Source organism: Streptomyces sp. NPDC043870 (assembly GCF_056435785.1).
The window spans coordinates 198,481-224,630 of sequence record NZ_JBWKDT010000001.1 but is presented as its reverse complement, the minus strand read 5'-3'; the positions used below and the strand labels follow the sequence as shown (position 1 = coordinate 224,630).

At 70.9% G+C, this 26,150-nt stretch carries 26 protein-coding genes; 17 read left to right on the top strand and 9 right to left on the bottom strand.

The features are described 5' to 3' along the window. Positions 1-8 precede the first annotated feature (8 nt). The 5 genes from argC to AC0699_RS01015 are packed head-to-tail and all read left to right on the top strand — an operon-like array spanning position 9 to position 4,863. Positions 9-1,037, top strand: coding sequence for an N-acetyl-gamma-glutamyl-phosphate reductase (gene argC / locus AC0699_RS01035; protein ID WP_478654077.1), 1,029 nt, complete (start codon positions 9-11; stop codon positions 1,035-1,037). Next, positions 1,034-2,188 (top strand): bifunctional glutamate N-acetyltransferase/amino-acid acetyltransferase ArgJ, encoded by a 1,155-nt coding sequence (gene argJ, locus AC0699_RS01030; RefSeq protein WP_478654075.1) that lies wholly within the window; start codon positions 1,034-1,036, stop codon positions 2,186-2,188. Before argC ends, argJ begins: the two co-directional genes overlap by 4 nt. A 14-nt stretch (positions 2,189-2,202) precedes the next feature. Then, the gene (gene argB, locus AC0699_RS01025) at positions 2,203-3,108 is read left to right on the top strand and encodes an acetylglutamate kinase (RefSeq protein ID WP_478654073.1); all 906 of its coding nucleotides are present in this window, start codon (positions 2,203-2,205) and stop codon (positions 3,106-3,108) included. Continuing rightward, positions 3,105-4,319, top strand: coding sequence for an acetylornithine transaminase (locus AC0699_RS01020; RefSeq protein ID WP_478654071.1), 1,215 nt, complete (start codon positions 3,105-3,107; stop codon positions 4,317-4,319). Before argB ends, AC0699_RS01020 begins: the two co-directional genes overlap by 4 nt. 7 nt (positions 4,320-4,326) lie before the next feature. Next, positions 4,327-4,863, top strand: a complete 537-nt coding sequence (locus tag AC0699_RS01015) for an arginine repressor (RefSeq protein ID WP_453666043.1) — start codon at positions 4,327-4,329, stop codon at positions 4,861-4,863. A gap of 285 nt (positions 4,864-5,148) precedes the next feature. Here AC0699_RS01015 and AC0699_RS01010 read toward each other — a convergent pair whose 3' ends face one another. From AC0699_RS01010 to AC0699_RS00990, 5 genes are all read right to left on the bottom strand, one after another. Then, complete coding sequence (locus tag AC0699_RS01010; protein ID WP_478654603.1) at positions 5,149-5,904, bottom strand: FAD:protein FMN transferase; 756 nt, start codon at positions 5,902-5,904, stop codon at positions 5,149-5,151. Positions 5,905-5,942: 38 nt separating this feature from the next. Then, on the bottom strand, positions 5,943-6,407 hold the full coding sequence (locus AC0699_RS01005; protein WP_478654068.1) for an FMN-binding protein: 465 nt from the start codon (positions 6,405-6,407) through the stop codon (positions 5,943-5,945). Positions 6,408-6,415: 8 nt separating this feature from the next. Continuing rightward, positions 6,416-7,783, bottom strand: a complete 1,368-nt coding sequence (locus AC0699_RS01000) for a ferredoxin reductase family protein (RefSeq protein ID WP_478654601.1) — start codon at positions 7,781-7,783, stop codon at positions 6,416-6,418. Between the two features lie 129 nt (positions 7,784-7,912). Next, a complete protein-coding gene (locus AC0699_RS00995; RefSeq protein ID WP_478654066.1) occupies positions 7,913-8,494 on the bottom strand; it encodes a pyridoxamine 5'-phosphate oxidase family protein in 582 nt (193 codons plus the stop codon). Beyond that, positions 8,470-9,981 carry a hypothetical protein gene (locus AC0699_RS00990; protein ID WP_478654064.1) on the bottom strand — a complete coding sequence of 504 codons (1,512 nt, stop codon included), beginning with the start codon at positions 9,979-9,981 and terminating at the stop codon, positions 8,470-8,472. Before AC0699_RS00990 ends, AC0699_RS00995 begins: the two co-directional genes overlap by 25 nt. 118 nt (positions 9,982-10,099) lie before the next feature. On the opposite strand from AC0699_RS00990, the gene AC0699_RS00985 reads away from it, so the two are divergent. The 3 genes from AC0699_RS00985 to AC0699_RS00975 all read left to right on the top strand — a co-directional run bounded on the left by AC0699_RS00985 (position 10,100) and on the right by AC0699_RS00975 (position 15,223). Continuing rightward, positions 10,100-11,302, top strand: coding sequence for an argininosuccinate synthase (locus AC0699_RS00985; RefSeq protein ID WP_478654062.1), 1,203 nt, complete (start codon positions 10,100-10,102; stop codon positions 11,300-11,302). A 101-nt stretch (positions 11,303-11,403) separates the two neighbouring features. Then, positions 11,404-12,831 (top strand): argininosuccinate lyase, encoded by a 1,428-nt coding sequence (gene argH, locus AC0699_RS00980; RefSeq protein ID WP_478654060.1) that lies wholly within the window; start codon positions 11,404-11,406, stop codon positions 12,829-12,831. A gap of 172 nt (positions 12,832-13,003) precedes the next feature. After that, the gene (locus AC0699_RS00975; protein ID WP_478654057.1) at positions 13,004-15,223 is read left to right on the top strand and encodes an NADP-dependent isocitrate dehydrogenase; all 2,220 of its coding nucleotides are present in this window, start codon (positions 13,004-13,006) and stop codon (positions 15,221-15,223) included. 69 nt (positions 15,224-15,292) lie between these two features. On the opposite strand, the gene AC0699_RS00970 is transcribed toward AC0699_RS00975, so the two are convergent. Next, complete coding sequence (locus AC0699_RS00970) at positions 15,293-15,799, bottom strand: HAD domain-containing protein (protein WP_478654055.1); 507 nt, start codon at positions 15,797-15,799, stop codon at positions 15,293-15,295. Positions 15,800-15,884: 85 nt separating this feature from the next. Between AC0699_RS00970 and AC0699_RS00965 the strand changes: the two genes are divergently transcribed. Continuing rightward, positions 15,885-16,436, top strand: coding sequence for a TetR/AcrR family transcriptional regulator (locus tag AC0699_RS00965; protein ID WP_478654053.1), 552 nt, complete (start codon positions 15,885-15,887; stop codon positions 16,434-16,436). Beyond that, positions 16,433-17,983: an MFS transporter gene (locus AC0699_RS00960; RefSeq protein ID WP_478654051.1), complete on the top strand. Its 1,551-nt coding sequence runs from the start codon at positions 16,433-16,435 to the stop codon at positions 17,981-17,983. Before AC0699_RS00965 ends, AC0699_RS00960 begins: the two co-directional genes overlap by 4 nt. A gap of 195 nt (positions 17,984-18,178) precedes the next feature. Here AC0699_RS00960 and AC0699_RS00955 read toward each other — a convergent pair whose 3' ends face one another. Continuing rightward, complete coding sequence (locus AC0699_RS00955; RefSeq protein ID WP_478654049.1) at positions 18,179-18,841, bottom strand: lysophospholipid acyltransferase family protein; 663 nt, start codon at positions 18,839-18,841, stop codon at positions 18,179-18,181. A gap of 249 nt (positions 18,842-19,090) precedes the next feature. Between AC0699_RS00955 and AC0699_RS00950 the strand changes: the two genes are divergently transcribed. The 3 genes from AC0699_RS00950 (at position 19,091) to AC0699_RS00940 (ending at position 21,558) form a co-directional block, all read left to right on the top strand. Then, positions 19,091-20,263, top strand: a complete 1,173-nt coding sequence (locus tag AC0699_RS00950; protein ID WP_478654047.1) for a glycerophosphodiester phosphodiesterase — start codon at positions 19,091-19,093, stop codon at positions 20,261-20,263. A gap of 74 nt (positions 20,264-20,337) precedes the next feature. Continuing rightward, on the top strand, positions 20,338-20,958 hold the full coding sequence (locus tag AC0699_RS00945; RefSeq protein ID WP_478654045.1) for a sigma-70 RNA polymerase sigma factor region 4 domain-containing protein: 621 nt from the start codon (positions 20,338-20,340) through the stop codon (positions 20,956-20,958). Between the two features lie 69 nt (positions 20,959-21,027). Continuing rightward, on the top strand, positions 21,028-21,558 hold the full coding sequence (locus AC0699_RS00940; protein ID WP_478654043.1) for a GNAT family N-acetyltransferase: 531 nt from the start codon (positions 21,028-21,030) through the stop codon (positions 21,556-21,558). A 36-nt stretch (positions 21,559-21,594) separates the two neighbouring features. Here AC0699_RS00940 and AC0699_RS00935 read toward each other — a convergent pair whose 3' ends face one another. Both AC0699_RS00935 and AC0699_RS00930 read right to left on the bottom strand, forming a co-directional pair. Continuing rightward, a complete protein-coding gene (locus tag AC0699_RS00935) occupies positions 21,595-22,011 on the bottom strand; it encodes a hypothetical protein (RefSeq protein WP_478654041.1) in 417 nt (138 codons plus the stop codon). 1 nt (position 22,012) lies between these two features. Continuing rightward, a complete protein-coding gene (locus AC0699_RS00930; RefSeq protein ID WP_478654038.1) occupies positions 22,013-22,372 on the bottom strand; it encodes a hypothetical protein in 360 nt (119 codons plus the stop codon). 84 nt (positions 22,373-22,456) lie between these two features. Here AC0699_RS00930 and AC0699_RS00925 point away from each other — a divergent pair, with 84 nt between their 5' ends. The 4 genes from AC0699_RS00925 to AC0699_RS00910 all read left to right on the top strand — a co-directional run bounded on the left by AC0699_RS00925 (position 22,457) and on the right by AC0699_RS00910 (position 26,150). Beyond that, positions 22,457-23,104: an HAD family hydrolase gene (locus AC0699_RS00925; RefSeq protein ID WP_478654599.1), complete on the top strand. Its 648-nt coding sequence runs from the start codon at positions 22,457-22,459 to the stop codon at positions 23,102-23,104. A 366-nt stretch (positions 23,105-23,470) separates the two neighbouring features. Then, complete coding sequence (locus tag AC0699_RS00920) at positions 23,471-24,529, top strand: methionine ABC transporter ATP-binding protein (RefSeq protein WP_478654036.1); 1,059 nt, start codon at positions 23,471-23,473, stop codon at positions 24,527-24,529. Then, positions 24,526-25,194 carry a methionine ABC transporter permease gene (locus AC0699_RS00915; RefSeq protein ID WP_478654033.1) on the top strand — a complete coding sequence of 223 codons (669 nt, stop codon included), beginning with the start codon at positions 24,526-24,528 and terminating at the stop codon, positions 25,192-25,194. Before AC0699_RS00920 ends, AC0699_RS00915 begins: the two co-directional genes overlap by 4 nt. Before the next feature lie 83 nt (positions 25,195-25,277). Further along, the gene (locus AC0699_RS00910) at positions 25,278-26,150 is read left to right on the top strand and encodes a MetQ/NlpA family ABC transporter substrate-binding protein (protein WP_478654031.1); all 873 of its coding nucleotides are present in this window, start codon (positions 25,278-25,280) and stop codon (positions 26,148-26,150) included.

Genomic DNA, 26,150 nt, shown 5'->3' with positions numbered 1-26,150 from the left:
AGGGCCCGATGGCAGTACGTGCAGCAGTTGCCGGAGCGAGTGGATACGCGGGCGGAGAGCTCCTCCGTCTGCTCCTGGCGCACCCCGGCGTCGAGATCGGCGCCCTGACCGCGAACACCAACGCCGGGCAGCGGCTCGGAGCGCTCCAGCCTCATCTGCTGCCGCTGGCGGACCGGGTGCTCGAGGCCACCACCGCGGACGTGCTCGACGGGCATGACGTCGTGTTCCTCGCCCTGCCGCACGGCCAGTCCGCCGCGGTCGCCGAGCAGCTCGGTGACGATGTCCTCGTCATCGACATGGGCGCCGACTTCCGGCTCGACGACGCCGCCGACTGGGAGAAGTTCTACGGTACGGCGCACGCCGGGACCTGGCCGTACGGCCTTCCCGAACTGCCGGGTGCCCGCGCCGCGCTGGAGGGGTCCAAGCGCATCGCGGTACCCGGCTGCTTCCCGACCGCGGTCTCGCTCGCGCTCTTCCCGGCGTACGCGGCCCACCTCGCCGAGCCCGATGCCGTGATCACCGCCGCCACCGGCACGTCCGGCGCGGGCAAGGCGCTCAAGCCGCATCTGCTCGGCAGCGAGGTCATGGGGTCGATGTCGCCGTACGGCGTCGGCGGCGGCCACCGGCACACCCCCGAGATGATCCAGAACCTCAGCGCGGTCGCGGGCGAGCCCGTCTCCGTGTCCTTCACGCCCACCCTCGCGCCCATGTCCCGGGGCATCCTCGCCACCTGCAGCGTCAAGGCCAGGCCGGGCACGACGGCCGACGCCGTACGGGCCGCCTACCAGAAGGCCTACGCCGACGAGCCGTTCGTCCACCTCCTCCCCGGGGGACAGTGGCCCGCCACGGCGTCCGTCTACGGTTCCAACGCCGTTCAGGTCCAGGTCGCCCACGACGAGGCCGCCGGCCGCATCATCGCGATCAGCGCCATCGACAACCTCACCAAGGGCACGGCAGGTGGCGCGGTCCAGAGCATGAACATCGCCCTGGGTCTCGACCAGACCACAGGACTTTCCACGATCGGAGTCGCGCCATGACGGTGACGGCAGCCAAGGGATTCACGGCCGCGGGCATCGCCGCCGGAATCAAAGAGAACGGCAACCCGGACCTGGCGCTCGTCGTCAACAACGGGCCGCGCCACTCTGCCGCCGGAGTCTTCACATCCAACCGCGTCAAGGCCGCACCCGTCCTCTGGTCCGAGCAGGTCCTCAAGAGCGGCGAGGTCTCCGCCGTCGTCCTCAACTCCGGCGGCGCCAACGCCTGCACCGGCCCCAAGGGATTCCAGGACACCCACGCCACCGCCGAGAAGGCCGCCGAGGTCCTTCAGGGCCACAGCGCCGGGGAGATCGCCGTCGCGTCCACCGGACTCATCGGCGTACTGCTGCCCATGGACAAGCTGCTGCCCGGCATCGAGAAGGCGGCCGCCGAGCTCAGCGCGCACGGCGGTGAGAAGGCCGCCATCGCCATCAAGACCACGGACACCGTCCACAAGACCGCGGTCCACCAGGGCGACGGCTGGGCCGTCGGCGGTATGGCCAAGGGCGCGGGCATGCTCGCCCCCGGCCTCGCCACCATGCTCGTCCTGCTCACCACCGACGCCGACCTGGACAGCGCGACCCTCGACAGGGCGCTGCGCGACGCGACCCGCCTCACCTTCGACCGGGTCGACTCCGACGGCTGCATGTCCACCAACGACACCGTGCTGCTGCTCGCCTCCGGCGCCGCCCAGGTCACCCCGGAGTACGGCGAGTTCGCCGAGGCCGTACGGGCCGTCTGCGACGACCTCGCCCGTCAGCTCATCGGCGATGCCGAGGGTGCCAGCAAGGACATCCGGATCGAGGTGATCAACGCCGCGAGCGAGGACGACGCCGTCGAGGTGGGTCGCTCGATCGCCCGTAACAACCTCCTCAAGTGCGCCATCCACGGCGAGGACCCCAACTGGGGCCGGGTCCTGTCCGCGATCGGTACGACGAAGGCGGTCTTCGAGCCCGACAGGCTGAACGTCGCCATCAACGACGTCTGGGTCTGCAAGAACGGCTCCGTCGGCGAGGATCGCGACCTCGTCGACATGCGCTACCGCGAGGTCAGGATCACCGCCGACCTCGCCGCCGGGTCCGAGTCCGCCGTCATCTGGGCCAACGACCTCACCGCCGACTACGTCCACGAGAACAGCGCCTACTCCTCCTGAGGATCCCGGAGCCGATGAGCACTCGTAAGCACACCGCACTCCCCAAGGCGCAGACCTTGATCGAGGCACTGCCGTGGCTCACCCGCCACTACGGCAAGACGGTTGTCATCAAGTTCGGCGGCAACGCGATGGTCGACCAGGAGCTGAAGGCCGCCTTCGCCCAGGACGTCGTCTTCCTGCGGCAGGCCGGCATCAAGCCGGTCGTCGTGCACGGCGGCGGCCCGCAGATCAGCGCCCAGCTCGACAAGCACGGCCTGGTCAGCGAGTTCAAGGCCGGGCTGCGTGTCACGACCCCGGAGGCCATGGACGTCGTACGGATGGTGCTCGCCGGACAGGTCCAGCGCGAGCTGGTCGGGCTGCTCAACCAGCACGGCCCGCTCGCCGTCGGCCTCACCGGCGAGGACGCGCACACCATCACCGCCACCAAGCACCGCCCGACCATCGACGGCGAGCTCATCGACATCGGCCGCGTCGGCGAGATCACCGAGATCGACACCGGAGCGATCGAGGCACTGCTGAACGACGGCCGGATCCCCGTCATCTCCTCCATCGCGCGCAGCGCCGACGACGGGCATGTCTACAACGTCAACGCCGACACCGCCGCGGCCGCGCTGGCCGCCGCGCTCGGCGCCGAGACCCTGATGGTCCTCACGGACGTCGAGGGTCTGTACGAGGACTGGCCCCACAGCGACGAGGTGATCAGCCGCCTCACCGCGAGCGAACTGGAGAAGCTGCTGCCCGAGCTCTCCAGCGGAATGGTCCCCAAGATGCAGGGCTGCCTGCACGCCGTGCGCAACGGCGTCAACACCGCCCGGGTCATCGACGGCCGGGTGCAGCACTCCATCCTGCTGGAGATCTACACCGACGAGGGCATCGGCACGATGGTCGTGCCCGACGGCACCGAAGGGGGAACGGCATGAGCGACCACGGCGGCAACCAGGAGCTCACGCAGCGCTGGCAGGGCTCCATGATGGACAACTACGGCACGCCGAAGCTGTCCCTGGTCCGCGGCGAGGGCGCGAAGGTCTGGGACGCCGACGGCAACGGGTACCTCGACTTCGTCGGCGGGATCGCCGTCAACGCGCTGGGCCACGCCCACCCCGCCGTCGTCGAGGCCGTCTCACGGCAGATCGCCACGCTCGGCCATGTCTCGAACCTCTTCATCGCCGAGCCGCCGGTCGCGCTCGCCGAACGGCTGCTCCGGCTCGCCGGCCGCCCTGGCCGCGTCTTCTTCTGCAACTCCGGAGCCGAGGCCAACGAGGCCGCCTTCAAGATCGGCCGGCTGACGGGCCGTCCGCACATGGTCTCCACCCAGGGCGGCTTCCACGGCCGGACCATGGGCTCCCTCGCGCTCACCGGCCAGCCCGCCAAGCAGCGGCCCTTCCTGCCGCTGCCCGGCGACGTCACGCACGTCCCGTACGGTGACGCCGAGGCGCTGCGGGCCGCGGTCACCGAGGAGACCGCCCTCGTGATCATCGAGCCGGTCCAGGGCGAGAACGGCGTGGTCGTACCGCCGCCCGGCTACCTCCGGGCGGCCCGCGAGATCACCCGCGCCACCGGCACGCTCCTCGTCCTCGACGAGGTCCAGACCGGCATCGGCCGCACCGGCCACTGGTTCGAGTACCAGGCCCACCAGGGCGTCGACCCGGACATCGTCACCCTCGCCAAGGGCCTCGGCGGCGGGCTGCCGCTGGGCGCGACGATGGCGTTCGGACCGGCCGCCGATCTGCTGCGGCCCGGCCAGCACGGCACGACGTTCGGCGGCAACCCGGTCGCCTGCGCCGCGGGACTCGCCGTGCTGGGGACCCTCGACGGCACGCTCGACGACGTCAAGCGGACCGGCGAGAAGCTCCGGGACGGAATCGAGAACCCCGGCGGGAAGCAGAAGCACCCGCTGATCTCCCATGTCCGCGGTGCGGGCCTGCTGCTGGGTATCGTGCTCACCGAGCCCCTCGCACCCCAGGTGCAGCAGGCGGCTCAGGTTGCCGGCCTCCTGGTCAACGCGCCCGCCCCCGATGTCGTAAGGATCATGCCGCCGCTGATCATCGGCGACGCGGAGGTGGACGCTTTCCTCCAGGCGCTGCCCGGCATCCTCGACGAGACATACGGGGACGGACGATCCGGAGAATGAGACGACGATGACCGATGCGCAGGAGATCGAGCACGGCGGGCCGTCCGTGCCGCAGACCCGCACGGCCCGCCACCGCCGGATTGTGGACATCCTCAACCGGCAGCCGGTGCGCTCGCAGAGCCAGCTGGCCAAGCTGCTCGCCGACGACGGGCTGAGCGTCACCCAGGCGACGCTCTCCCGCGACCTCGACGAGCTCGGCGCCGTGAAGATCCGCAACACCGGGGGCGAGCTCATCTACGCGGTGCCGAGCGAGGGCGGATTCCGCACCCCGCAGGCCCCGCTGGGCGAGTCGGCGAAAGAGGAGCGGATGCGCCGCCTCTCCGGTGAGCTGCTCATCTCCGCGGAGGCCTCGGCCAACCTGGTGGTGCTGCGTACGCCGCCGGGCGCGGCCCAGTTCCTCGCCTCGGCCATCGACCAGGCCGAACTCCACGCGATTCTCGGCACGATCGCGGGAGACGACACCCTGCTGCTCATCTCCCGCGACCCGGCGGGCGGCCAGGCACTCGCGGACCATCTGCTGCGGCTGGCCCAGAACGACCGCTGACAGGCCTCGGCGCACCGCCGGTGCCTGGTCGTCGAGCGACAGCCCGAAGGCAGGCAAGAGCGACGGGTCCTGGGGGAGACGACCCGGGCGATCCCGGACGCCGTGACGGTGTGCACCTCGACCGAGAACGCACGCAGGACGCCGTCCGCGCCGCATTCGTACAGCGCGAGCGCCGGCCGGCGGCCGCGTTGCTCGTCGTTGCTCGTCGCTCTGCTGCTCCTCGGCTGTGTGCGCCGCTGAGGGACCCGGGTCGCCGCCGCGGCGCTCGCTCGTGCGGTCCCGGGGTCAGGCGGCTGGTGCGTCCTGGTCCTGCTTCACCAGATGGCGGGCGAAGCCACTGGTCTGCCAGGTGCTGCCGTCCGCGGCGACGGCGAAGCCCTCCGTGTCCGAAAGCCCCTCCAGCCAGTCGCGGGCCCGCTCGCCCATGGCGTAGGCGGCCGTCGCCCGGGCGTCCGCCTGGGTCAGGCCCGGTGTCACGACGGTGAGCGAGGCGAGACCGCCGGCCGGCGGGGCGCCCGTGTGCGGATCGACGATGTGGCAGCCGCGTTCGGCCGGCCCCGATGTGGCGACGGCGAGGCTTTCGTCGGTCTCGACCACCGCGACCAGCCCGCCGGGGGACAGCGGGTCCGAGAGGCCGACCCGCCACGGGCCGCCGTGCAACTGGACGTCGCCGCCGCCGTTGAGGCAGACCGCGGCGGCACCGGACGAGGCGAGCATGCGCGCCGCGCGTTCCACCGCCCAGCCCTTGACCAGGCCGGTGGGGTCGAGTCCGCTCCCGCCCCCGTACCCGGCGGTGAACCAGCCGCCGCTCAGCTGCTCCTCCGTCTCGCAGAGCCCGAGCACCTCGGTCACGTCGCGCGCACAGTCCACCAGGGCGAGTTCCCCCCTGGCGAGCCTGCTGACCTCGCTGTCCCGGCGGTAGGTCGAGAAGAGCTCGTCCGCGCGGTGCAGGGCGGCCACAGCCGCGACGAGTCCGGCGCGCATGCGCGCGCCGTCGCAGTCGGCGGCCATCCGCACGTCGAACGAGAACACCGTGCCCATCGCATGCTCGACATGGCGCAGTCGTGCCCGGTCCGTCGTCACAGGCCGGCCTTGTCGAGGGCGCTCTGCAGGGAGGTGACGTAGCCCTGGCTCGTGTACGAGGCTCCGGAGACGGTGTCGATCCGAGCGCTCTGTGCGGCGACGGCCGCCTTGTTGAGCTTCGGTACGGCGGTGGCGGCGATCTGCCGGCTCTTGGCATCGGACGACGGTGCCTTGACGGCCTCGGCCGCGGTGATCCTGCCGCCGCTGAGCGTGAGCCGCACCTGCACCGGACCGTACTGGGTCGGGGCTTCGTCCCCGAGGACGGTCTGTCCGCCCGCGGGTTCGACGCCGGGGCCGGTTCCGGCGGGTGCCGACGCCGCGGGCGGTACGGCGCCGCCGGCCTGCGCCGCCGCACCGGCCGTCGGCGTGCCCGGCTGTTTGACGGCCAGGAGCAGCACGACGGCCGACGTGGTGCCGGCGACGGCGAGAAGGATCCGGCGCAGGGGGTGTTTCCTCTTCACGGACGGCCTCACATCTCGAACGACTCATGGTGGATACGACGGGACGGCACGCCCGCCGCGCGCAGCGCGTGGTATGACTCCTCGGCGAGACCGGGCGGTCCGCACAGATAGACGTCGTGCTGATCGATGTCCGGCAGCACCTCCTTGAGCCGCTCGGTGGTGATGCGGGGGCGTGCTCCGTCCGGCCCGTTCACGGCGTACATCAGCTTCGCCTCCCGCGCCTCGGCGATCTCCTCCAGCTCACTCCACAGCGCCAGGTCCTCCCTCGTGCCGGCCCGGTAGAGCAGGGACAGGTCACCGGGGCCGCCCGGCAGCGTCTCGAACAGGGCCCGCAGCGGGGTGATGCCGGCCCCGCCGGCGATCAGGAGCACCTTGTTCCGGCTCCGCCGGCCCGCGGTCATCGCTCCGTACGGTCCCTCGGCCCAGACCCGCGTCCCCGGTTCCAGCCGGGCGAGTGCCGTGCTGTGCTCGCCGACGGCCTTGACGGTGATGCGCAGCAGATCCGGGCGGGGCGGAGCGGAGAGGGAGTACGGATTGGAGCTCCAGCGCAGGCCCCTGGTGAGGAACCGCCAGCGGAAGAAGTGACCCGCTTCGGCGCCGAGCCGGTGCAGCCGGCGCCCGGTGATCAGCACGGAGACCACGCCGGGAGCCTCGTTCACGACGGATTCCACCCGCATCCGGTGCCAGAGGTTGAGCCGCACCGGCGCCAGGGCGCGGTACCAGAGGAGCAGGGCGCCGACCGCCGCGTACAGCACGTACCAGACCGTACGAGCGGTCGCACTGGCCACGAACTCGGCGCCGGTGGCGAGCTGGTGCCAGAAGGTCAGGTACACGGCGGCATAGGTCAGCAGATGCAGGTAGTACCAGGTCTCGTAGCGCATACGGCGGCGCACCGCGCCGGCCGACACGAAGCCGACCACCAGCAGGAGGACGGTGCCGACCGCCGCCTTGATCATTTCGGGGAAGTCGACGACGACGGTCACGGTCTGCTCGACGAGGCCGGTACGGCCCTGTACGGAGTAACCCCAGACGGTCAGCACGACATGGGCGACGACGAGACCGATCGCGTACCGGCCGCTCATCGCGTGCCAGCGGGCCGACCGGTCGGAACCCACACGTCGTTCCAGCGCCGGGACACGCGCCATCTGCAGCACCACGAGCGCGATCATGTAGCCGCCGAGCAGGCCCGTGATCCGGCCCGCCCCGACCAGCCACTCGGCGGTGTCCATACGGACGACCGCCGTGTTCTCCCACCACAGCCACAGCACGGCGGCCGCTCCTGCCCAGGCCGCGGCCAGCAGTACCGCCGCCGGATTGCGGCGCGGCCTGATCGCGCGCATGGTCTGGCGCCTTGCGGCCCGACCGCTCTGAATCATCGTCACGGCTGCTCCTCGGCTCATCCGTATCGCTCTGGTGGATACGGAGACGAGGACCGAGGAGTTCAACGCCGGGCCTCTTGTGTCGGCTGCGCGTGTCCGGCGTCCGCAGGGCCTGCCGACAGGGGGTCAGTCGGTACGGGCGGGCAGCGGGAGCGGGAGCGCGGGCAGCCCGTCGAGGCTCACTCCGACATGCGGCTTCTTCTCGCAGTACGCCGCGAACTCCTCGTCCGTCTTCCGCCCGAAGTGCTCCGCGTGCTGCGTCCGCTCCTCGCGGTAGTCCATGAACGGTACGGCGAATCCGCACGCGTCACTGATCCGCCGGGCGTGCACGACGATGACGGCGCGTGCCGAGGCACCGTCGACTTCCTTGAAGTACGGGATGAACTCGCCCCACCGCGGATCGTCCCGGAACACTGCCTCGCCCTCTCCGTGCACCCGCAGCACCTTCGGCGGCCCGGTGAACGCGCACCACATCAGGGTGATGCGGCCGTTCTCGCGCACATGGGCGATGGTCTCGGCGCCGCTGCCGCCGAAGTCGAGGTAGGCCAGGGTCAGTTCGTCGACGACGGCGAGGGTGCCCTTGCGGCCCTTGGGGGAGAGGTTGACGTGACCGTCGCCCGCGAGCGGGGCGGTGGCGGTGAAGAAAACGGGCTGCTCTTCGATGAATGTCCGGATACGGCCTTCTATGCGTTCGTACGTCTGTCCCATGCCCGGATTATGGCTCGGATGAGCGAACGGCGGGGTCGTACCGCGCTGTTCAGCGGGCGTTCCGCGACCGTCCCGGGTTCCGCGGACGCACCCGCTTCCCCGGCCGTCCGGGGTCTCCCGGGCAGTCCCGCCCTCCACCGCAGGCGCACCATCACGTACTCGCTGAACAGATGCGTGCAGCGGTCCAGCAACGCGGCCAGTTCCGCGGGGTCGTGGTGCCCTCCGAACGGCGGCTCCCACTGCTGGATCGCGGATCCCGCCAGGCTCCTCAGCGCGGGGTCGGCGTCGTCCAGCAAGGTCACGGCGGCCCGGAGCTCCGCGACCCCGCCGCGGGCCCGCAGCAGCCGGAAGGCCGCGCGCCGGGTGTGCGTGGGCCGGCGGGCGGCGAGCCGCCGCAGGAGCCATTCCTCCGGCAGCGACGCGGCCGACGGGAGCAGCGCGGTCGCGACCTCCCGGGCGACGGCGGGCGTGGGGTCGTCGAGCAGCGGGCGCAGCCGCTCCGCGTCGGCCCTCTCGAGCAGGCGCAGCCCGCTGACCGCCCGGGCCCGGACCGACGGCATGAGATGGGTGGTCAGCGGCCACAGCAGAGCGGCGTCCGCCCGCTCGCCGCACTCGGCGAGCCCGAGCGGCGCCCAGCCCGGGATGCCGGGGTCGGCCGGGTCGGCGCACAGGGCGCGGTAGAGGGGGAGCGCTTCGACTCCGCCCTGCCGCAGCACATAGCGGGCGCAGGCCCGTACGAGCGCCGAGCGGTCGGTGAGGTACGGACGGGCCTCGCCGTGGCGGCCGGCCCGGCGCAGGGCCGTGACTCCGGCGGCCCGTGCCGCGGGGTGCCGTGACCGCAGCAGCGGGACGGCCACCTCGTCGCCGGTGGCGTCGAGCGCGAGGGCGGCCTCGGCGCACAGGTTCTGCACCACGGTGTCGTCGTCGGTCGCGGCGGCGCCGGCCAGGCGGGCCGCGGGGAGGAGCCCGCGCTCCACGGCCAGGCCGTACGCGAACCGGCGAGTGCCACGGTCCGGCGCGGCGAGGAGGGGTTCGAGGGCGGCGGGCGGAGCGGACCGCAGCACGGCGGCCAGGGTCTCCCGCGCGAAGCCGCCACGCTCCCGGCGCGCCAGCCGCAGCACGAGCGCGGTCAGCGGCACCAGCTCCCCCGGGTCCGCCGCGGCCAGCAGCCCCGGCAGCAGGGCCCGGGCCCGCGTTCTGACCGGCCCCGCCCAGTCCGTCGTCCGGATCACGAGCAGCGGCAGCAGCCCGGCATTCCCGGCCACCTGCTCCAGCGCTGCCTCCCGGACCCGCCCGTCGCGGTGGCACAGGGCGAGGGCGGGCACGCGGGCGTGGTTCCGGGACCGGGTCTCCGGCGTGTTCAGCCGTACGACGCGGGCCTCCGCGTCGAGCTCCAGCCAGACGTCCGGGTCCGTCGATCCGAGCGCCTCAGGGAGCTCCACCCCCTGCTCGATCCGTTCTATGGCGACGTACCCCCTGGTCTGCATGGCGGGAGCGTACGGAGCCGGGGTCCGCGGCGGCCACTGGATATGCGCCCGCGTTGACAAAACATACGGAGCTCTGCATAGTTATACCCATCACCGAATGCACCGTAAGGAGAAACCCGTGACCGAGCGCGTCGTACTCGCCTACTCGGGCGGTCTGGACACCTCCGTCGCCATCGGCTGGATCGCCGAGGAGACGGGCGCCGAGGTCATCGCCGTTGCCGTGGACGTCGGCCAGGGCGGCGAGGACCTGGACGTCATCCGCAAGCGCGCGCTCGCCTGCGGTGCCGTCGAGGCCGAGGTCGCGGACGCCAAGGACGAGTTCGCCGAGGAGTACTGCCTCCCGGCGATCAAGGCCAACGCCCTCTACATGGACCGGTACCCGCTGGTCTCCGCCCTCTCCCGGCCGACCATCGTCAAGCACCTCGTCGCCGCCGCCAAGAAGCACAACGCCGGCATCGTCGCGCACGGCTGCACCGGCAAGGGCAACGACCAGGTCCGCTTCGAGGCCGGCATCCAGGCCCTCGGCCCCGACCTGAAGTGCATCGCCCCGGTCCGTGACTACGCGATGACCCGGGACAAGGCGATCGCCTTCTGCGAGGAGAAGCAGCTCCCGATCGCGACCACCAAGAAGTCGCCGTACTCCATCGACCAGAACGTCTTCGGGCGGGCCGTCGAGACCGGCTTCCTGGAGGACATCTGGAACGCGCCGATCGAGGACATCTACGAGTACACCCAGAACCCGGCCCTCGCCCGCGAGGCCGACGAGGTGATCATCACCTTCAAGGAGGGGGTCCCCGTCGCCATCGACGGCAAGCCCGTCTCCGTCCTGCAGGCCATCCAGCAGCTCAACGAGCGGGCCGGCGCCCAGGGCATCGGCCGGATCGACATGGTCGAGGACCGGCTCGTCGGTATCAAGTCCCGTGAGGTGTACGAGGCGCCGGGCGCGATCGCGCTGATCACCGCTCACCAGGAGCTGGAGAACGTCACGGTCGAGCGCGAGCTGGCCCGCTACAAGCGGCAGGTCGAGCAGCGCTGGGGCGAGCTCGTCTACGACGGTCTGTGGTTCTCGCCGCTCAAGCGCGCCCTCGACGGCTTCATCAACGAGGCGAACCAGCACGTCACGGGCGACATCCGGATGACCCTCCACGGCGGCCGCGCCGTCGTCACCGGCCGGAGGTCGGACCAGTCGCTGTACGACTTCAACCTGGCGACGTACGACTCGGGCGACACCTTCGACCAGTCGAAGGCCCAGGGCTTCATCGACATCTTCGGCCTGTCGTCGAAGATCGCCGCGCGGCGTGATCTTGCAGGCGGAGCCTGACGGCGACCTCGCGTAACCCCCGACCGTTGAACCAACCGCCTCCCCGTTCCTCCGCGCCGGGGAGGCGGTGGCACATCCACAGTCTTTGAGGAGCTTGAGAAGTGAGCAGCAACAACGGTGACGTACGGCTCTGGGGCGGCCGGTTCGCCGCGGGTCCCGCCGAGGCCCTGGCCAAGCTGTCCGCCTCGGTCCACTTCGACTGGCGCCTCGCGCCGTACGACATCGCCGGCTCCCGCGCCCATGCGCGCGTGCTCCACAAGGCGGGCCTGCTGACGGCGGACGAGCTGGAGCGGATGATCGCGGGGCTGGACCAGCTCGAAGCGGACGTCGCCGACGGCAGCTTCGTGGGCACCATCGCCGACGAGGACGTCCACACGGCCCTTGAGCGTGGCCTGCTGGAGCGCCTCGGCCCGGACCTCGGCGGCAAACTGCGCGCCGGCCGGTCCCGCAACGACCAGGTCGCCACGCTCTTCCGGATGTATCTGCGCGACCACGCCCGGATCATCGGCGGTCTCGTCGCCGAGCTCCAGGACGCGCTGGTCGGCCTCGCCGAGGCCCACCCGGACGTCGCCATGCCCGGTCGTACGCACCTCCAGCACGCCCAGCCGGTCCTCTTCGCCCACCACGTCCTGGCCCACGTCCAGTCCCTGTCCCGGGACGCCGAGCGACTGCGGCAGTGGGACGACCGGACCGCCGTCTCCCCGTACGGCTCCGGCGCCCTCGCCGGATCGTCCCTCGGCCTCGACCCGGAGGCGGTGGCGAAGGACCTCGGCTTCGAGCACGGCTCCGCCGCCAACTCCATCGACGGCACGGCATCCCGCGACTTCGTCGCCGAGTTCGCCTTCATCACCGCGATGATCGGCGTGAACCTCTCCCGGATCGCCGAGGAGGTCATCATCTGGAACACGAAGGAGTTCTCCTTCGTGACCCTGCACGACGCCTTCTCGACCGGCTCGTCGATCATGCCGCAGAAGAAGAACCCGGACATCGCCGAGCTGGCGCGCGGCAAGTCGGGCCGCCTCATCGGCAACCTCACCGGCCTGCTCGCCACGCTGAAGGCGCTGCCGCTCGCGTACAACCGCGACCTCCAGGAGGACAAGGAGCCGGTCTTCGACTCCTGCGACCAGCTGGAGGTCCTGCTCCCGGCCTTCACCGGGATGATGGCGACGCTGACCGTCAACCGCGGGCGGATGGAGGAGCTGGCCCCGGCCGGGTTCTCGCTCGCCACGGACATCGCCGAATGGCTGGTCAAGCAGGGCGTGCCGTTCCGCGTGGCGCACGAGGTCGCGGGGGAGTGCGTCAAGGAGTGCGAGGCCCACGGGATCGAGCTGGACCAGCTCACCGACGAGCAGTTCGCCAAGATCTCGCCGCATCTGACGCCCGCCGTCCGTACGGTCCTGAACGTCCCGGGCGCGCTCGCCTCCCGTAACGGGCGCGGCGGTACGGCCCCGTCGGCGGTCGCCGTCCAGCTCGCCGAGGTGAAGGCCGACCTGGCCGCGCAGCACGCCTGGGCCACCGCCAAGCTCTGACGGCGGTCCTCCGGAGCTCGGTGCGATGCCGCCGCCCCGTTTCGCGGAGACGGGGCGGCGGCATCGTGTTTCCGCCGTGCCGCCACATCGGGGGCAGGGTCCTGTCGAGCGGGCCGTCGGCACGAGATATCTTGATGTCGAGCAATGTTGCAGACGTGGAGCGGAGCACCCGGTGACTGACTCGACCATCATCTATACGCACACTGACGAGGCTCCGGCCCTGGCGACGTATTCGTTCCTGCCTGTCGTCCAGGCGTACGCCTCGACCGCCGGGGTCGCTGTGGAGACCCGCGACATCTCCCTGGCAGGGCGCATCATCGCCCAGTTCCCGGAGCGTCTGGAGGAGGGCCAGCGGATCGGCGACGCCCTCGCCGAGCTCGGCGAGCTCGCCAAGACCCCCGGTGCGAACATCATCAAGCTGCCGAACATCTCGGCGTCGATCCCGCAGCTGAAGGCCGTGATCGCCGAGCTGCAGGAGCAGGGCTACGCACTGCCGGACTACCCGGACGACCCGAAGACCGACGAGGAGCGCGACATCCGCGCCCGTTACGACAAGGTCAAGGGCAGCGCCGTCAACCCGGTCCTGCGCGAGGGCAACTCCGACCGCCGCGCCCCCGCGTCGGTCAAGAACTACGCCAAGACCCACCCGCACCGCATGGGCGCCTGGGCCGCCGACTCGAAGACGAACGTCGCCACGATGGGCGTCGACGACTTCCGCTCCACCGAGAAGTCCGCGGTCATCACCAAGGACGGCTCCCTGCGTATCGAGCTGAAGGGCGACGACGGCTCCACCACCGTCCTGCGCGAGTCCGTGCCGGTACGGGCGGGCGAGGTCGTGGACGCGTCCGTCATGCGCGTGGCGCCGCTGCGCGAGTTCCTCACTGCGCAGGTGGCCCGCGCCAAGGCCGAGGGCGTGCTGTTCTCGGTGCACCTGAAGGCCACGATGATGAAGGTCTCCGACCCGATCGTCTTCGGCCACGTGGTGCGCGCCTTCTTCCCGAAGACCTTCGCGAAGTACGGCGAGACGCTCGCCGCGGCCGGCCTGACCCCGAACGACGGCCTCGGCGGCATCTTCAAGGGCCTGGAGTCGCTGCCCGAGGGCGCCGAGATCAAGGCGTCCTTCGACGCCGAGCTGGCCGAGGGCCCCGAGCTCGCGATGGTCGACTCCGACCGCGGCATCACCAACCTGCACGTCCCGAGCGACGTCATCGTCGACGCCTCCATGCCGGCGATGATCCGCACCTCCGGACACATGTGGGGCCCCGACGGCCAGGAGGCCGACACCCTCGCGGTCCTCCCGGACAGCAGCTACGCCGGTGTCTACCAGGTCGTCATCGACGACTGCCGGGCGAACGGCGCCTTCGACCCGGCGACGATGGGCTCGGTGCCCAACGTCGGTCTGATGGCGCAGAAGGCCGAGGAGTACGGCAGCCACGACAAGACCTTCGAGATCCCCGCCACGGGCACCGTGCGGGTCGTCGACGAGGCCGGTGACGTGGTTCTGGAGCAGGTGGTCGGCGCCGAGGACATCTTCCGCATGTGCCAGACCAAGGACGCGCCGATCCGCGACTGGGTCAAGCTCGCCGTCACCCGCGCCCGCGCGACCGGCGACCCGGCCGTGTTCTGGCTGGACGAGAACCGCGCCCACGACGCCCAGCTGATCGAGAAGGTCAGGCAGTACCTGCCGGAGCACGACACCGAGGGCCTGGACATCAAGATCCTCTCCCCGGTCGAGGCGACCAAGCTTTCCGTGGAGCGCATCCGCCGCGGTGAGAACACCATCTCCGTCACCGGCAACGTGCTGCGCGACTACCTGACCGACCTGTTCCCGATCCTGGAGCTGGGCACCAGCGCCAAGATGCTGTCGGTCGTCCCGCTGATGGCGGGCGGCGGCCTGTTCGAAACGGGCGCCGGCGGCTCCGCGCCGAAGCACGTCCAGCAGCTGGTCAAGGAGAACTACCTGCGCTGGGACAGCCTGGGCGAGTTCTTCGCGCTCGCGGCGAGCTTCGAGCACCTCGCGCAGACCACCGGCAACGCCCGCGCCCAGGTCCTCGCCGACACCCTGGACCGGGCGACGGCGACCTTCCTGAACGAGGACAAGTCGCCCACCCGTCGCGTCGGTGGCATCGACAACCGCGGCAGCCACTTCTACCTGGCGCTGTACTGGGCCCAGGAGCTGGCGAAGCAGACCGACGACGCCGAGCTGGCGGGCGCGTTCTCGGCCCTGGCCAAGACGCTGACCGAGCAGGAGCAGACGATCGTCGGCGAGCTGCTCGCGGTGCAGGGCTCGCCGGCCGACATCGGCGGCTACTACCAGCCGGACCCGGCGAAGGCGTCGGCGGTCATGCGCCCGTCGGCGACCCTCAACCAGGCGCTCGCGACCCTGGCCTGACCCGCGCCCGTACCTCACTGACCGCCCCGGCCGGACACCTGTCCGGCCGGGGCGGTCCCGTTTGGGCCGTCACAGCGCCTCGGCCCACTCCGCGAGCGCGTCGAAGTCCGGCCGGGTCAGTCCGATCCGGTGGTCGACGTGCAGCAGCAGCGCGTCGGCGAGGTGGTGCTGCCCCACCCATTCCCGGTCCAGGTGCGTGATCTCGTCGTCGATCCACGCGAACGGCCGCCCGGCCGCGTAGTCCAGCACGTACTGCGTCTTCCAGAACGTCCCGCGCGGCGAGGCCCCGTGCATCACGGGCCAGTCGATGAACGGCAGTCGGGGCAGTCCCAGATGCGGGCCGATCCACTCGTTCGCCTCGCCCTTCCAGGTCGTCGCCCACACCAGCTCGTACCGCTGCGCGAGCGCCAGCAGCTCCTCGCCGTGCCCGGGGTTCAGCCAGACCCGCAGCGGCTTGTCGTGCGTCCAGCCGCTCGGCCGCATCCGGTGCGTCGTGTAGCCCTCCGGGCGGCGCTCCGGCTTCCCGCCGTAGGGATTCAGCGGACCGTCGATGTCGATCAGCAGCAGCGGCTTCATGTGCACAGCATCTCCTCCAGCCTCTCTATGAGGCGTTGATTTATCGAATGAGACACACGCGTCTCATTCGGTGTATGCTCGTCTCATGGCCATGGATCGTGATCAGGTGCTCCGCACCGCCGCCGCCCTCCTCGCCCGCAAATCGACCGCGACCATGGACGAGGTCGCTCGCGCCGCGGGCATCGGGCGCGCCACGCTGCACCGGCACTTCGCGGGCCGGGACGCCCTGGTGAGGGCCCTCGAAGCGCTCGGCATCCAGGAGTTCGAGGCCGCGCTCGACCGGGCGCGCCTCGACGAGGGCGGCGCGAGCGACGGGCTGCGCCGGCTGATCGCCGAGATGGAGCCCGGCGCGGAGCTGCTCGCCTTCCTCGTCACCGAGAACCAGCTGTTCGAGGGCGACCAGATCAACGAAGGCTGGGCCAGGCTCGACGCCCGTGTCTCGGCCCTCTTCCGACGCGGTCAGGAGCAGGGCGAGTTCCGGATCGACCTCTCGCCCGCATGGCTCACCGAGGCCCTGTACGGGCTCATCGGCACCTGCGCCTGGGCCGTCATGGACGGCCGGGTCGCCAAGAACGACTTCCAGTACATGATCGCCGAGCTGTTGCTCGGCGGAGCACGACGGAGTGTGGAGAAATGACCACCAGCACGGTCCAGCGCACGAGCGGGACGGACGAAACCCTGTACCGCCCCGGGCGCTGGCTCGCGCTCGCGGTGCTGGCGCTGGCCGTTCTGCTGGTGGCCGTGGACGCCACCGTACTCGGCCTGGCGACGCCCTTCCTCAGCGAGGACCTCAAGCCGTCAGGGACCCAGCTCCTGTGGATCGGTGACGTCTACTCCTTCGTCATCGCAGGTCTGCTCGTCTCCATGGGCAGCCTGGGTGACCGGATCGGCCGGAAGAAGCTGCTGCTGAGCGGTGCCGTCGCCTTCGGTGCGGTGTCTGTGCTCAACGCGTACGCCACCACGCCCGAGATGATGATCCTCGCCCGGGCGCTGCTCGGTGTCGCCGGTGCCACGCTGATGCCCTCCACGCTGGCCCTGATCCGCAACATCTTCCACGACCCCAAGGAGCGCAGCCTCGCCATCGGCATCTGGGGCGCCATGGCCTCGGCGGGCGCGGCCGTCGGCCCCGTCGTGGGCGGCTTCCTGCTGGAGCACTTCTGGTGGGGCTCGGTCTTCCTCATCAACCTGCCCGTGATGGCCGTCCTCGTGCTCGTCGGCATCAAGCTGCTGCCCGAGTCCAAGAACCCGGTCGCGGGCCCGTGGGACCTGATCAGTGTCGCGCTGTCCCTCGTCGGCATGGTCGGTGTCGTATACGCCGTCAAGGAGGTCGCGACCCACGGCCCCGGCTGGGAGGCAGGCGCCGCCGCGCTCATCGGTGCGGCCGGGCTGTACGGATTCGTCCGCAGGCAGCTGACCCTGCCCGCGCCGCTGCTCGACATGCGGCTGTTCCGGCACCGGGGCTTCTCCGGCGCCGTCCTGGCGGACCTGCTGACCATTCTCGGCCTGTCCGGACTGGTCTTCTTCCTCTCCCAGTTCCTGCAACTGGTGCAGGGCAGGGAGCCGTTCGAGGCCGGTCTCGCGGAACTGCCCGCCGCGATCGGTGCGGTGGCCACGGGTCTGGTCGCGGGCACGGTCGCCCGGCGGTTCTCCGTACGGTCGGTGGTGGCCGCCGGTCTCGCCGCCGTGGGAGTCGCGCTCGCCGTGCTGACCCTCATCGGCCGGTCCACCGGCTATCCGCTGCTGGGTGCGGCGCTGCTCGTCGTCGGTATCGGCGCGGGATTCTCGTTCACCGTCACCGCCGACGTGATCCTCTCCAGCGTTCCCAAGGAGCAGGCAGGCGCGGCCTCCGCGGTGTCCGAGACCGCCTACGAACTCGGCGCCGCGCTCGGTATCGCCCTGCTCGGCTCCATCGTGACCGGGGTCTACCGGGACTTCGTGACCCCGGCCGGGGTGCCGGCGGACGTGGCCTCCGCCGCCCATGAGTCGCTCGGCGGAGCCGTCGAGGCAGCCACCGCGCTCCCGGCGCAGCAGGGCGCGGCCCTGGTCGGCGCCGCCCAGGAGGCGTTCGTCGACGGGCTCAGGCTCGCTTCGGGCGTGGGTGCGGCGGTGCTGCTCGCCACCGCGGCGGTCGCGTGGTTCCTGCTCCGCGGCCAGAAGCTCGCCGACAGCGTCGAGCACCCGTAACCGTTCGGGGGCGTACGCCCCGCTGGGGCGGAACGGGTGGGTGCCACCCACGGTCCACCCAAGGTGCCGGGGGCCGGTACGACGGCCGGGCACCCCGGACACCCCGGGCACCCAATGCGTGGGCCCCGACCGGTCACACCCGGCCGGGGCCCACCTTCCCCCGGACTCCGTCCAGGGGTACCTGCCGGCGGAGCGCTACGCCGCCTTCGCCTTCGTCGCGTACATGTCGACGTACTCCTGGCCGGACAGCCGCATCACCTCGGTCATCACCGAGTCCGTCACCGCCCGCAGCACATAGCGGTCGCGGTCCATGCCCTCGTACCGCGAGAACTCCATCGGCTCGCCGAAGCGGACCGTCACCCGGCCGGGGCGCGGCAGGCCCGCGCCGCCCGGCTGGAGCTTGTCCGTGCCGATCATCGCGAACGGGACGACGGGCGCGCCGGTCATCAGGGTCAGCCGGGCGATACCCGTACGGCCCCGGTAGAGGCGGCCGTCGGGGGAGCGGGTGCCCTCCGGGTAGATGCCGAAGACCCTGCCCTCCTCCAGCACCCTGCGGCCGGTCATCAGCGCCGCCACACCGCCGTTCGCGCCGTCCCGGTCGACGGGGATCATGCCGACGCCGGTGAAGAACCAGGCCATCAGCCGGCCCTTGAGGCCCTTGCCCGTGACGTACTCGTCCTTGCCGATGAAGTACACCGGACGGTCGCAGACCAGCGGAAGCACCATCGAGTCGATGAAGGTCAGGTGGTTGCCGGCGAGGATGACCGGGCCGTCCCCGGGGATGTTCTCGGCGCCTTCCACACGAGGGCGGAACATCAGGCGCAGGAACGGTCCGAGCACTGCCTTGATGAGCGACAAGCGGGACAACGGGTCCTCCGGTGTCAGGGCGGTCGGGAACGTCCGACGAAATCTGTGCAGGTGAGGACGATACTCGTGGGTCGCGCCCCTCCGCACATTGGGTTCACCGAGCAGATACACAGTGTTGACCTGAGTTTGGGACGCGTTTGCCCAGGGTCTCCCGTGCGTAACGTCCCGGCACCTAGCATCGTGCGCCGCACGGGCCCCGTCGACAGGTGCGGGACATCACATCCCGATGGAGGAGCGTTCATGACACAGGGTGCGGACAGAACCCCCGGGCGGCGGACCGTTCTGGGCGCGGCGGTGCTCGGATCGGCCGCGCTGGGGATCGGCGGCGCCCCGGCGGCGAACGCGCAGGAACCCCACGGCAGTCAGGGCCAGGGGCACGGCCATGGCTCCGGGTACCGCGCGCTGCCCATTCCCACCGTCATCGCGCACCGCGGCGCGAGCGGCTACCGGCCCGAGCACACCCTCGGCTCCTACCAGCTGGCCCTGGACATGGGCGCGCACGTCATCGAGCAGGACCTGGTGCCCACGAAGGACGGGCATCTGGTCTGCCGTCACGAGAACGACATCACGGGCACGACGGATGTCGCCTCCCGCCCCGAATTCGCGTCCCGCAGGACCACGAAGTCCGTCGACGGCACCAGCCTCACCGGCTGGTTCACCGAGGACTTCACCCTCGCCGAGCTGAAGACCCTGCGGGCCAAGGAGCGGATCCCCGCCAGCCGCCAGGAGAACACCCTCTACGACGGCCGCTGGGAGATACCCACCTTCGAGGAGGTGCTGCGCTGGGCCGAGAAGGAGGGCCACCGCCGCGGACACCCCGTATGGCTGCACGTCGAGACCAAGCACCCTTCGTACTTCCGGGGCCTCGGCCTCGGACTGGAGGAGCGGCTGGCGAAGCTGCTGCGCCGGTACGGCCGGCACCGTGCGAACTCGCCGGTCTTCCTCCAGTCGTTCGAGCCGAGCAGCATCCAGCGGCTGGCGAAGCTCGTGGACTCGCCGCGCGTCGTCCTGCTTTCCGGAGCGAACTCCCGCCCCTGGGACTTCGTCCAGGCGGGCGACCCGCGCACGGTCGCGGACCTGGTCAAGCCCGAGGGCCTCGCGTGGATCGCCTCGTACGCGCAGGGCATCGGCCCCACCCTCGACCTGATCATCCCCAAGGACGCGAGCGGCAAGCTCGGGACGCCGACCACCCTCGTCCGCGACGCGCACGCCGAGGGGCTGGTCCTGCACCCCTACACGATGCGGAACGAGAACTCCTTCCTCCCCGCCGACTTCCGGCGCGGCACCGACCCAAACGCGTACGGGGACGTCTTCGGGGCGTTCAAGGTCTACTTCGAGCAGGGCATCGACGGGATCTTCACTGACAATCCGGACACGGGCCTGCTGGCCAGGGCCGACTTCGTCAACGACTGAACGGCCGTCATACGGTCGGGTGACAGCGGGGCGCCGCCGAAACCGCAACGCGCGGCGGCGTCGTCCCGCGGGGCATGACGCTCCGCGAAGACATCGCCTCCCGGCCCGTTCACGTCCCCGTTCCCGCTGAGGTCCCGGCCCCGCGAACCGGGGCCGCGGACGACCGCGCCGGCGCGCCCGCCGCGGGCGCGCTGGTGCGCGTACTGCGGCCGCTCGTCGCGGCCGAGGCGAGCGCCGAGGCACATGGCGAGGCCCTGGACTCCGGGGACCTGGAACAGGACGTCTGGGTACGGCTCCTGGAACGGATCGACGCCGAGGGCCCGCCCGGCGACGCGGTGAGCTGGGTGCAGGGAGCCGTTCGCGACGCGGCACGCCGCGCCCGGCGGCGGGTCCTGCGGGAGCGGCCGTACCGCGACGAGCCTGCCGCCGGGCCCACGGCCTGCCCGGAGCGGGCCGCCCTGATGGCCGAACGGCGCCGCGTACTGCGGGCCGCCGTGGCCCGTACACCGGGTCACTGCCCAAGGCTGCTGACTGCGATGCTGTCCCCAGCTGACCCCACCTACCGCGAAATCGCAGGAGAGTTGGGAATCTCACAAGGAAGTCTGGGGCCGATGCGTTCCCGCTGCCTGGGATGTTTGCGCAGAATGCTCGCGACAGAGGTTGCAGCTCCTGAACTGCGGGGAAAGGAGCGGTAGACCGGACGCGCCCAGGCGCCGACCGGTCTGCACACAACCGGGCGGCGGGCGAGCGGGAGGCATGCACACATGGGCATGAGCGTGACCATCTCAGTGGCAGCGGCGCAGGACGCCGAGCACATCCTCAAGCTGCAGTACCTGTGCTACCAGAGCGAGGCCGAGCTCTACGGCGACTACGGCATCGAACCGCTCACCCAGACCCTCGACGAACTGAAGGCCGAGCTCGGCAGGGGCCACGCGCTGGTGGCCCGGCTCGGGGACGAGGTGATCGCGTCCGTACGCGGCGAGGTCGACGCCGCAGGCACCGCCACGATCGCCAAGCTCATCGTCCACCCCCGGATGCAGCGCCACGGCCTCGGCGGACGGCTGCTCGACGCCATCGAGGCGCACTTCGCGGGCGAGTCCGCCGCCAAGCGCTTCCAGCTCTTCACCGGCCACCGCAGCGAGCGCAATCTGCGGATGTACCGCAGCCACGGCTACGCACCCGTCTCCACCGAGGAGATCGGTCCGAAGCTGACCATCGTCACCCTGGAGAAGGACGCCGAAGCGGCGGCGGTACCTCCGGCGCGGAGTGCGCCGGACTACGCCACCAGCGCGTAGCCGGGCGCCGGACGATCCTGTCGGGCAGGGCCCGGCTCAGCGCCGGGCCTTGCGCAGCCAGAGCATTCCGGTGACCGGCAGCAGTACCGGAATGAACAGATAGCCCATCCCGTAGTCGGACCACACCGTGGCGTCCGGGAAGGCGGACGGGTCCGACAGCGTCCAGGTGCCCACGACCAGTACGCCCACCAGCTCGGCGGCGCAGCACACCAGCGCCGCCCTGCGGGCCGTCTCCCCGCCGCGGAACAGCGTGTACGTGATGAACGCGTACACCACGGCGGCGATGGCGGACAGCGTGTAGGCGAGCGGCGCCCGGTCGTACTCGGTGGCGATCTGGTACACCGAGCGCGACACGGCGCCGACCGACATCACGCCGTACAGCCAGACCAGCAGCACGCCCGGCCCGTTGACCAGCCGGGTCCCGGGCGTCTCTTCCGCGGTGGTCCCGGTCATCTCAGCCTCCCCAGATGTCGAACAGCCGGACTTCCAGCACCGCGAGCACGACCGCCCCGGCCGCGACCGTCGCCGAACCCCAGCGGGTCCGCTCGGTCAGCGAGAGGAACCCGGCCGCGGGCACCGCCGCGAACGCGCCGATCAGATATGCGAGGAAGAGCGCCGTCCCCTGGTCGGGCTTCTCGCCGCGCGCCAGCTGCACCACCCCGACAACCAGCTGGGCGAGCGCGAGCACCGTCACCACGGCCATGCCGATGAAGTGCCAGTCCTTCGTGGGCTGGTCCCGGTACGTGGCGAAACCGCACCAGGCGGCGAGGGCGAGCGCGGCCACGGACACCGCGACCGTCAGGGCGTCAAGCATGGGAGAGAGCGTATTACGGGCCAAAAGACCTGATGCGCTCGACCCCGGGGTGCCCGCATAGGGTCGGGGACCATGCCCGGAACCTTGAAGATCCACGCCGAAGCCCTGCTGTTCGACAACGACGGAACGCTCGTCTCCTCCATGGAGTCGGTGGACCGCTGCTGGACCCGATGGGCAGAGGAGTACGGAATCACGGCGGAGGACTTCGCCCGCGTCGAGCTGCACGGCCGGCCCGCCGCCGAGATCGCCGCGGATCTGCTGCCCGCGGACGTGGTGCCTCAGGCCGTGGCCCGTATCGAGCAGCTGGAGGTGGACGACGTCGCCGGCGGCGTCTTCCTGCTGCCGGGCACCGCAGCGCTGCTCGCGTCCCTGCCCGCCGAGCGGTGGGCGGTCGTCACCTCCGCGACCCGGCGGCTCGGCGAGGCCCGGCTGGAGGAGGTGGGCATACGGCCCAAGACGCTGATAGCCGCCGACGACATCACGCGCGGCAAGCCCGACCCTGAGCCGTTCCTGCTCGCCGCGAGGCGGCTCGGCGTCGACCCGGCCCGCTGTGTGGTGTTCGAGGACGCACCCGCGGGCCTCACGGCGGGCCGCGCCGCCGGGATGACAACCGTGGCCTTGGCCACAACGCACGCCCCCTCCCAGCTCGTCGCGGACATCGTCGTCCGGGATCTCTCCGCTGTGTCCGCACAGGCCACGGCCCGCGGCGTGGAGATCACCGCGGCGAGCTGAGCCGTCCGCACTCCGGAACGGAGCAGTCCGCTATGCGGACGCCGTAGATCCGCTCGCACGCCTGTCTGCTTTACTTGCCCGCATGACCACGACGAGCAGCCGCACCCTTGCGACCGAGGCGATCACGACGCCCGGTGCTCGTTGTATGTGTCGAATGTGCGACTTCTGAGGGCCCCTGCCTGAGCCTCGCGCCCCGAAGCGAGACCCCGACAGCCGAGCCGTGTCCGCCACTGAAGCCATGCGGACCGAGCCGCCCCGCGCACACACTCCCACCCAGTCATCCGTGCTGCGCGCCAACTGTCCCAAGACGACACACCCGTGCCCGGCGGACCCCGTGCCGCGCACTCAACAGTGACGGAAACCCCTGTGATCACCACTACGGGCCTCACCAAGGTCTACCAGTCGCGAGGCCGCGACGTCACCGCTCTGGACGGCGTCGACCTGCACGTCCGTGAGGGCGAGGTCTTCGGCGTCATCGGCCGCAGCGGCGCCGGAAAGTCCTCCCTCATCCGCTGCGTCAACCTGCTGGAGCGCCCCACCGCCGGCACCGTGACCGTCGACGGCACCGACCTCACCGCCCTCGCCGGACGCGGCAGGCGCGCCGGCAAGGAACTGCGCCAGGCGCGCAGCCGCATCGGCATGGTCTTCCAGCACTTCAACCTGCTCTCCTCGCGCAGTGTGAAGGACAACATCGAACTCCCCCTGGAGATCCTCGGTGTCTCCGGCGCCGAGCGCTCCCGCCGCGCCCTCGAACTCCTCGACCTCGTCGGCCTCGCCGACAAGGCCAAGGCCTATCCCGGGCAGCTCTCCGGCGGCCAGAAGCAGCGCGTCGGCATCGCGCGGGCGCTGGCCGGGAACCCGAAGGTGCTCCTCTCCGACGAGGCCACCAGCGCGCTCGACCCCGAGACCACCCGCTCCATCCTCCAGCTGCTGCGGGACCTCAACCGGCAGCTCGGACTGACCGTCCTCCTCATCACCCACGAGATGGACGTCGTCAAGACCGTCTGCGACTCGGCCGCCCTGATGAAGCAGGGCCGGATCACCGAGTCCGGAACGGTCGGCGAGCTTCTCGCCACGCCCGGCTCCGAACTCGCCCAGGAGCTGTTCCCGGTCTCCGGGGACGCCTCGGGCCCGGACCGTACGGTCGTCGACGTCACCTTCCACGGCGAGGCCGCCACCCAGCCGGTGATCTCCCAGCTGTCGCGCACGTACAACGTCGACATCTCGATCCTCGGCGCCGCGATGGACACCGTCGGCGGCAAGCAGATCGGCCGGATGCGCATCGAACTGCCCGGCCGCTACGAGGACAACGTCGTGCCCGTCGGATTCCTGCGCGAACGGGGCCTGCAGGTCGAGATCGTCGACGACGAGCCCGAGAACATCCCCGCGCCGCGCGCGGAACTGGTGAAGGAGACCGTCAAGTGACGTGGTCGGAGATGCAGCCCCTGCTGAGCCAGGGCACCATCGACACCCTCTACATGGTCCTGTGGTCCACGCTCGTCACTGTCGCCGGCGGACTTCCCCTCGGCATTCTCCTGGTCCTCACCGACAAGGGCGGACTGCTGCAGAACACCCCGGTGAACAAGGCCGTCGGCGTGATCGTGAACATCGGCCGCTCGCTGCCGTTCATCATCCTGCTGATCGCGCTGATCCCCTTCACCACCCTGGTGGTGGGCACCTTCATCGGCCCCACGGCCATGATCGTGCCGCTCGCCGTCGGCGCCGTCCCGTTCTTCGCGCGGCTCGTCGAGACGGCGATCCGCGAGGTCGACCACGGACTGGTCGAGGCCGTCCAGTCCATGGGCGGCTCCATCCCGACGATCATCCGCAAGGTGCTGCTCCCGCAGGCCCTGCCCTCGATCATCGCCGCCGTCACCACCACCGTGATCGTCCTCGTCGGCTACTCGGCGATGGCCGGCGCGGTCGGCGGCGAGGGCCTCGGATCCAAGGCCGTCACCTACGGCTTCCAGCGGTTCGAGACCCAGTTCATGCTCATCACCGTCGTCATCCTGATCGCCATCGTCTCCGCCGTACAGCTGATCGGCGACGGAATCGTGCGCTTGCTGGCCCGCCGCGGCCGCACCGCCTGAGCCCCCCGCTCCACCCGCACCACCACTGGCCCGCACTCCTTGTCCGGGCGTCACCACCGCAACACCAGAAAGAGGCACTTTTCGTGCGTAACTCGCGTAAGAACCTCAAGCTCACCGCGGCCTTCGCCGCCACCACCGCCCTCACCCTCGGCCTCACCGCCTGCGGCACCGCCTCCGACCCGGGCGCCGAGGCGGACTCCGGCGACAAGGCCGCCGAGTCCAAGCCGCTCGTCGTCGCCGCGTCCCCGACGCCGCACGCCGACATCCTCGACTTCGTCAAGAAGAACCTGGCCGGCAAGGCCGGTCTCGACCTGGAGGTCAAGGAGTTCACGGACTACGTCCTGCCGAACACCGCCACCCAGGACGGCCAGGTCGACGCCAACTTCTTCCAGCACAAGCCGTACCTGGACGACTTCAACAAGAAGAACAAGACCGCCATCGTCCCGGTCGTGGACGTCCACCTCGAGCCGCTCGGCCTCTACTCCAAGAAGGTCGAGTCCCTCAAGGACATCAAGGCCGGCCAGACGATCGCCGTCCCCAATGACACCACCAACGAGGGCCGCTCGCTCCAACTGCTCGCCGAGAACGGCCTCATCACCCTCAAGGCGGGTGTCGGCACCGACGCCAAGCTCTCCGACATCACCGACAAGAAGGGCCTGGAGTTCAAGGAGCTGGAGGCCGCCACCGTGCCCCGCGCCCTGAACGATGTCGACGCCGCCGTCATCAACGGCAACTACGCCATCGAGGCCGACCTCAAGCCCGCCAAGGACGCCCTCGTCCTGGAGAAGGCGGAGGGCAACCCCTACGCCAACCTCCTCGCCGTCAAGGAGGGCAACGAGAAGGACCCGCGGGTGGTGAAGCTCGCGAAGCTCCTCAACTCCCCCGAAGTGAAGAAGTACATCGAGGACACCTACGCCGGCTCGGTCGTCCCGGCCTTCGGTCCCGCCGCCAAGTAA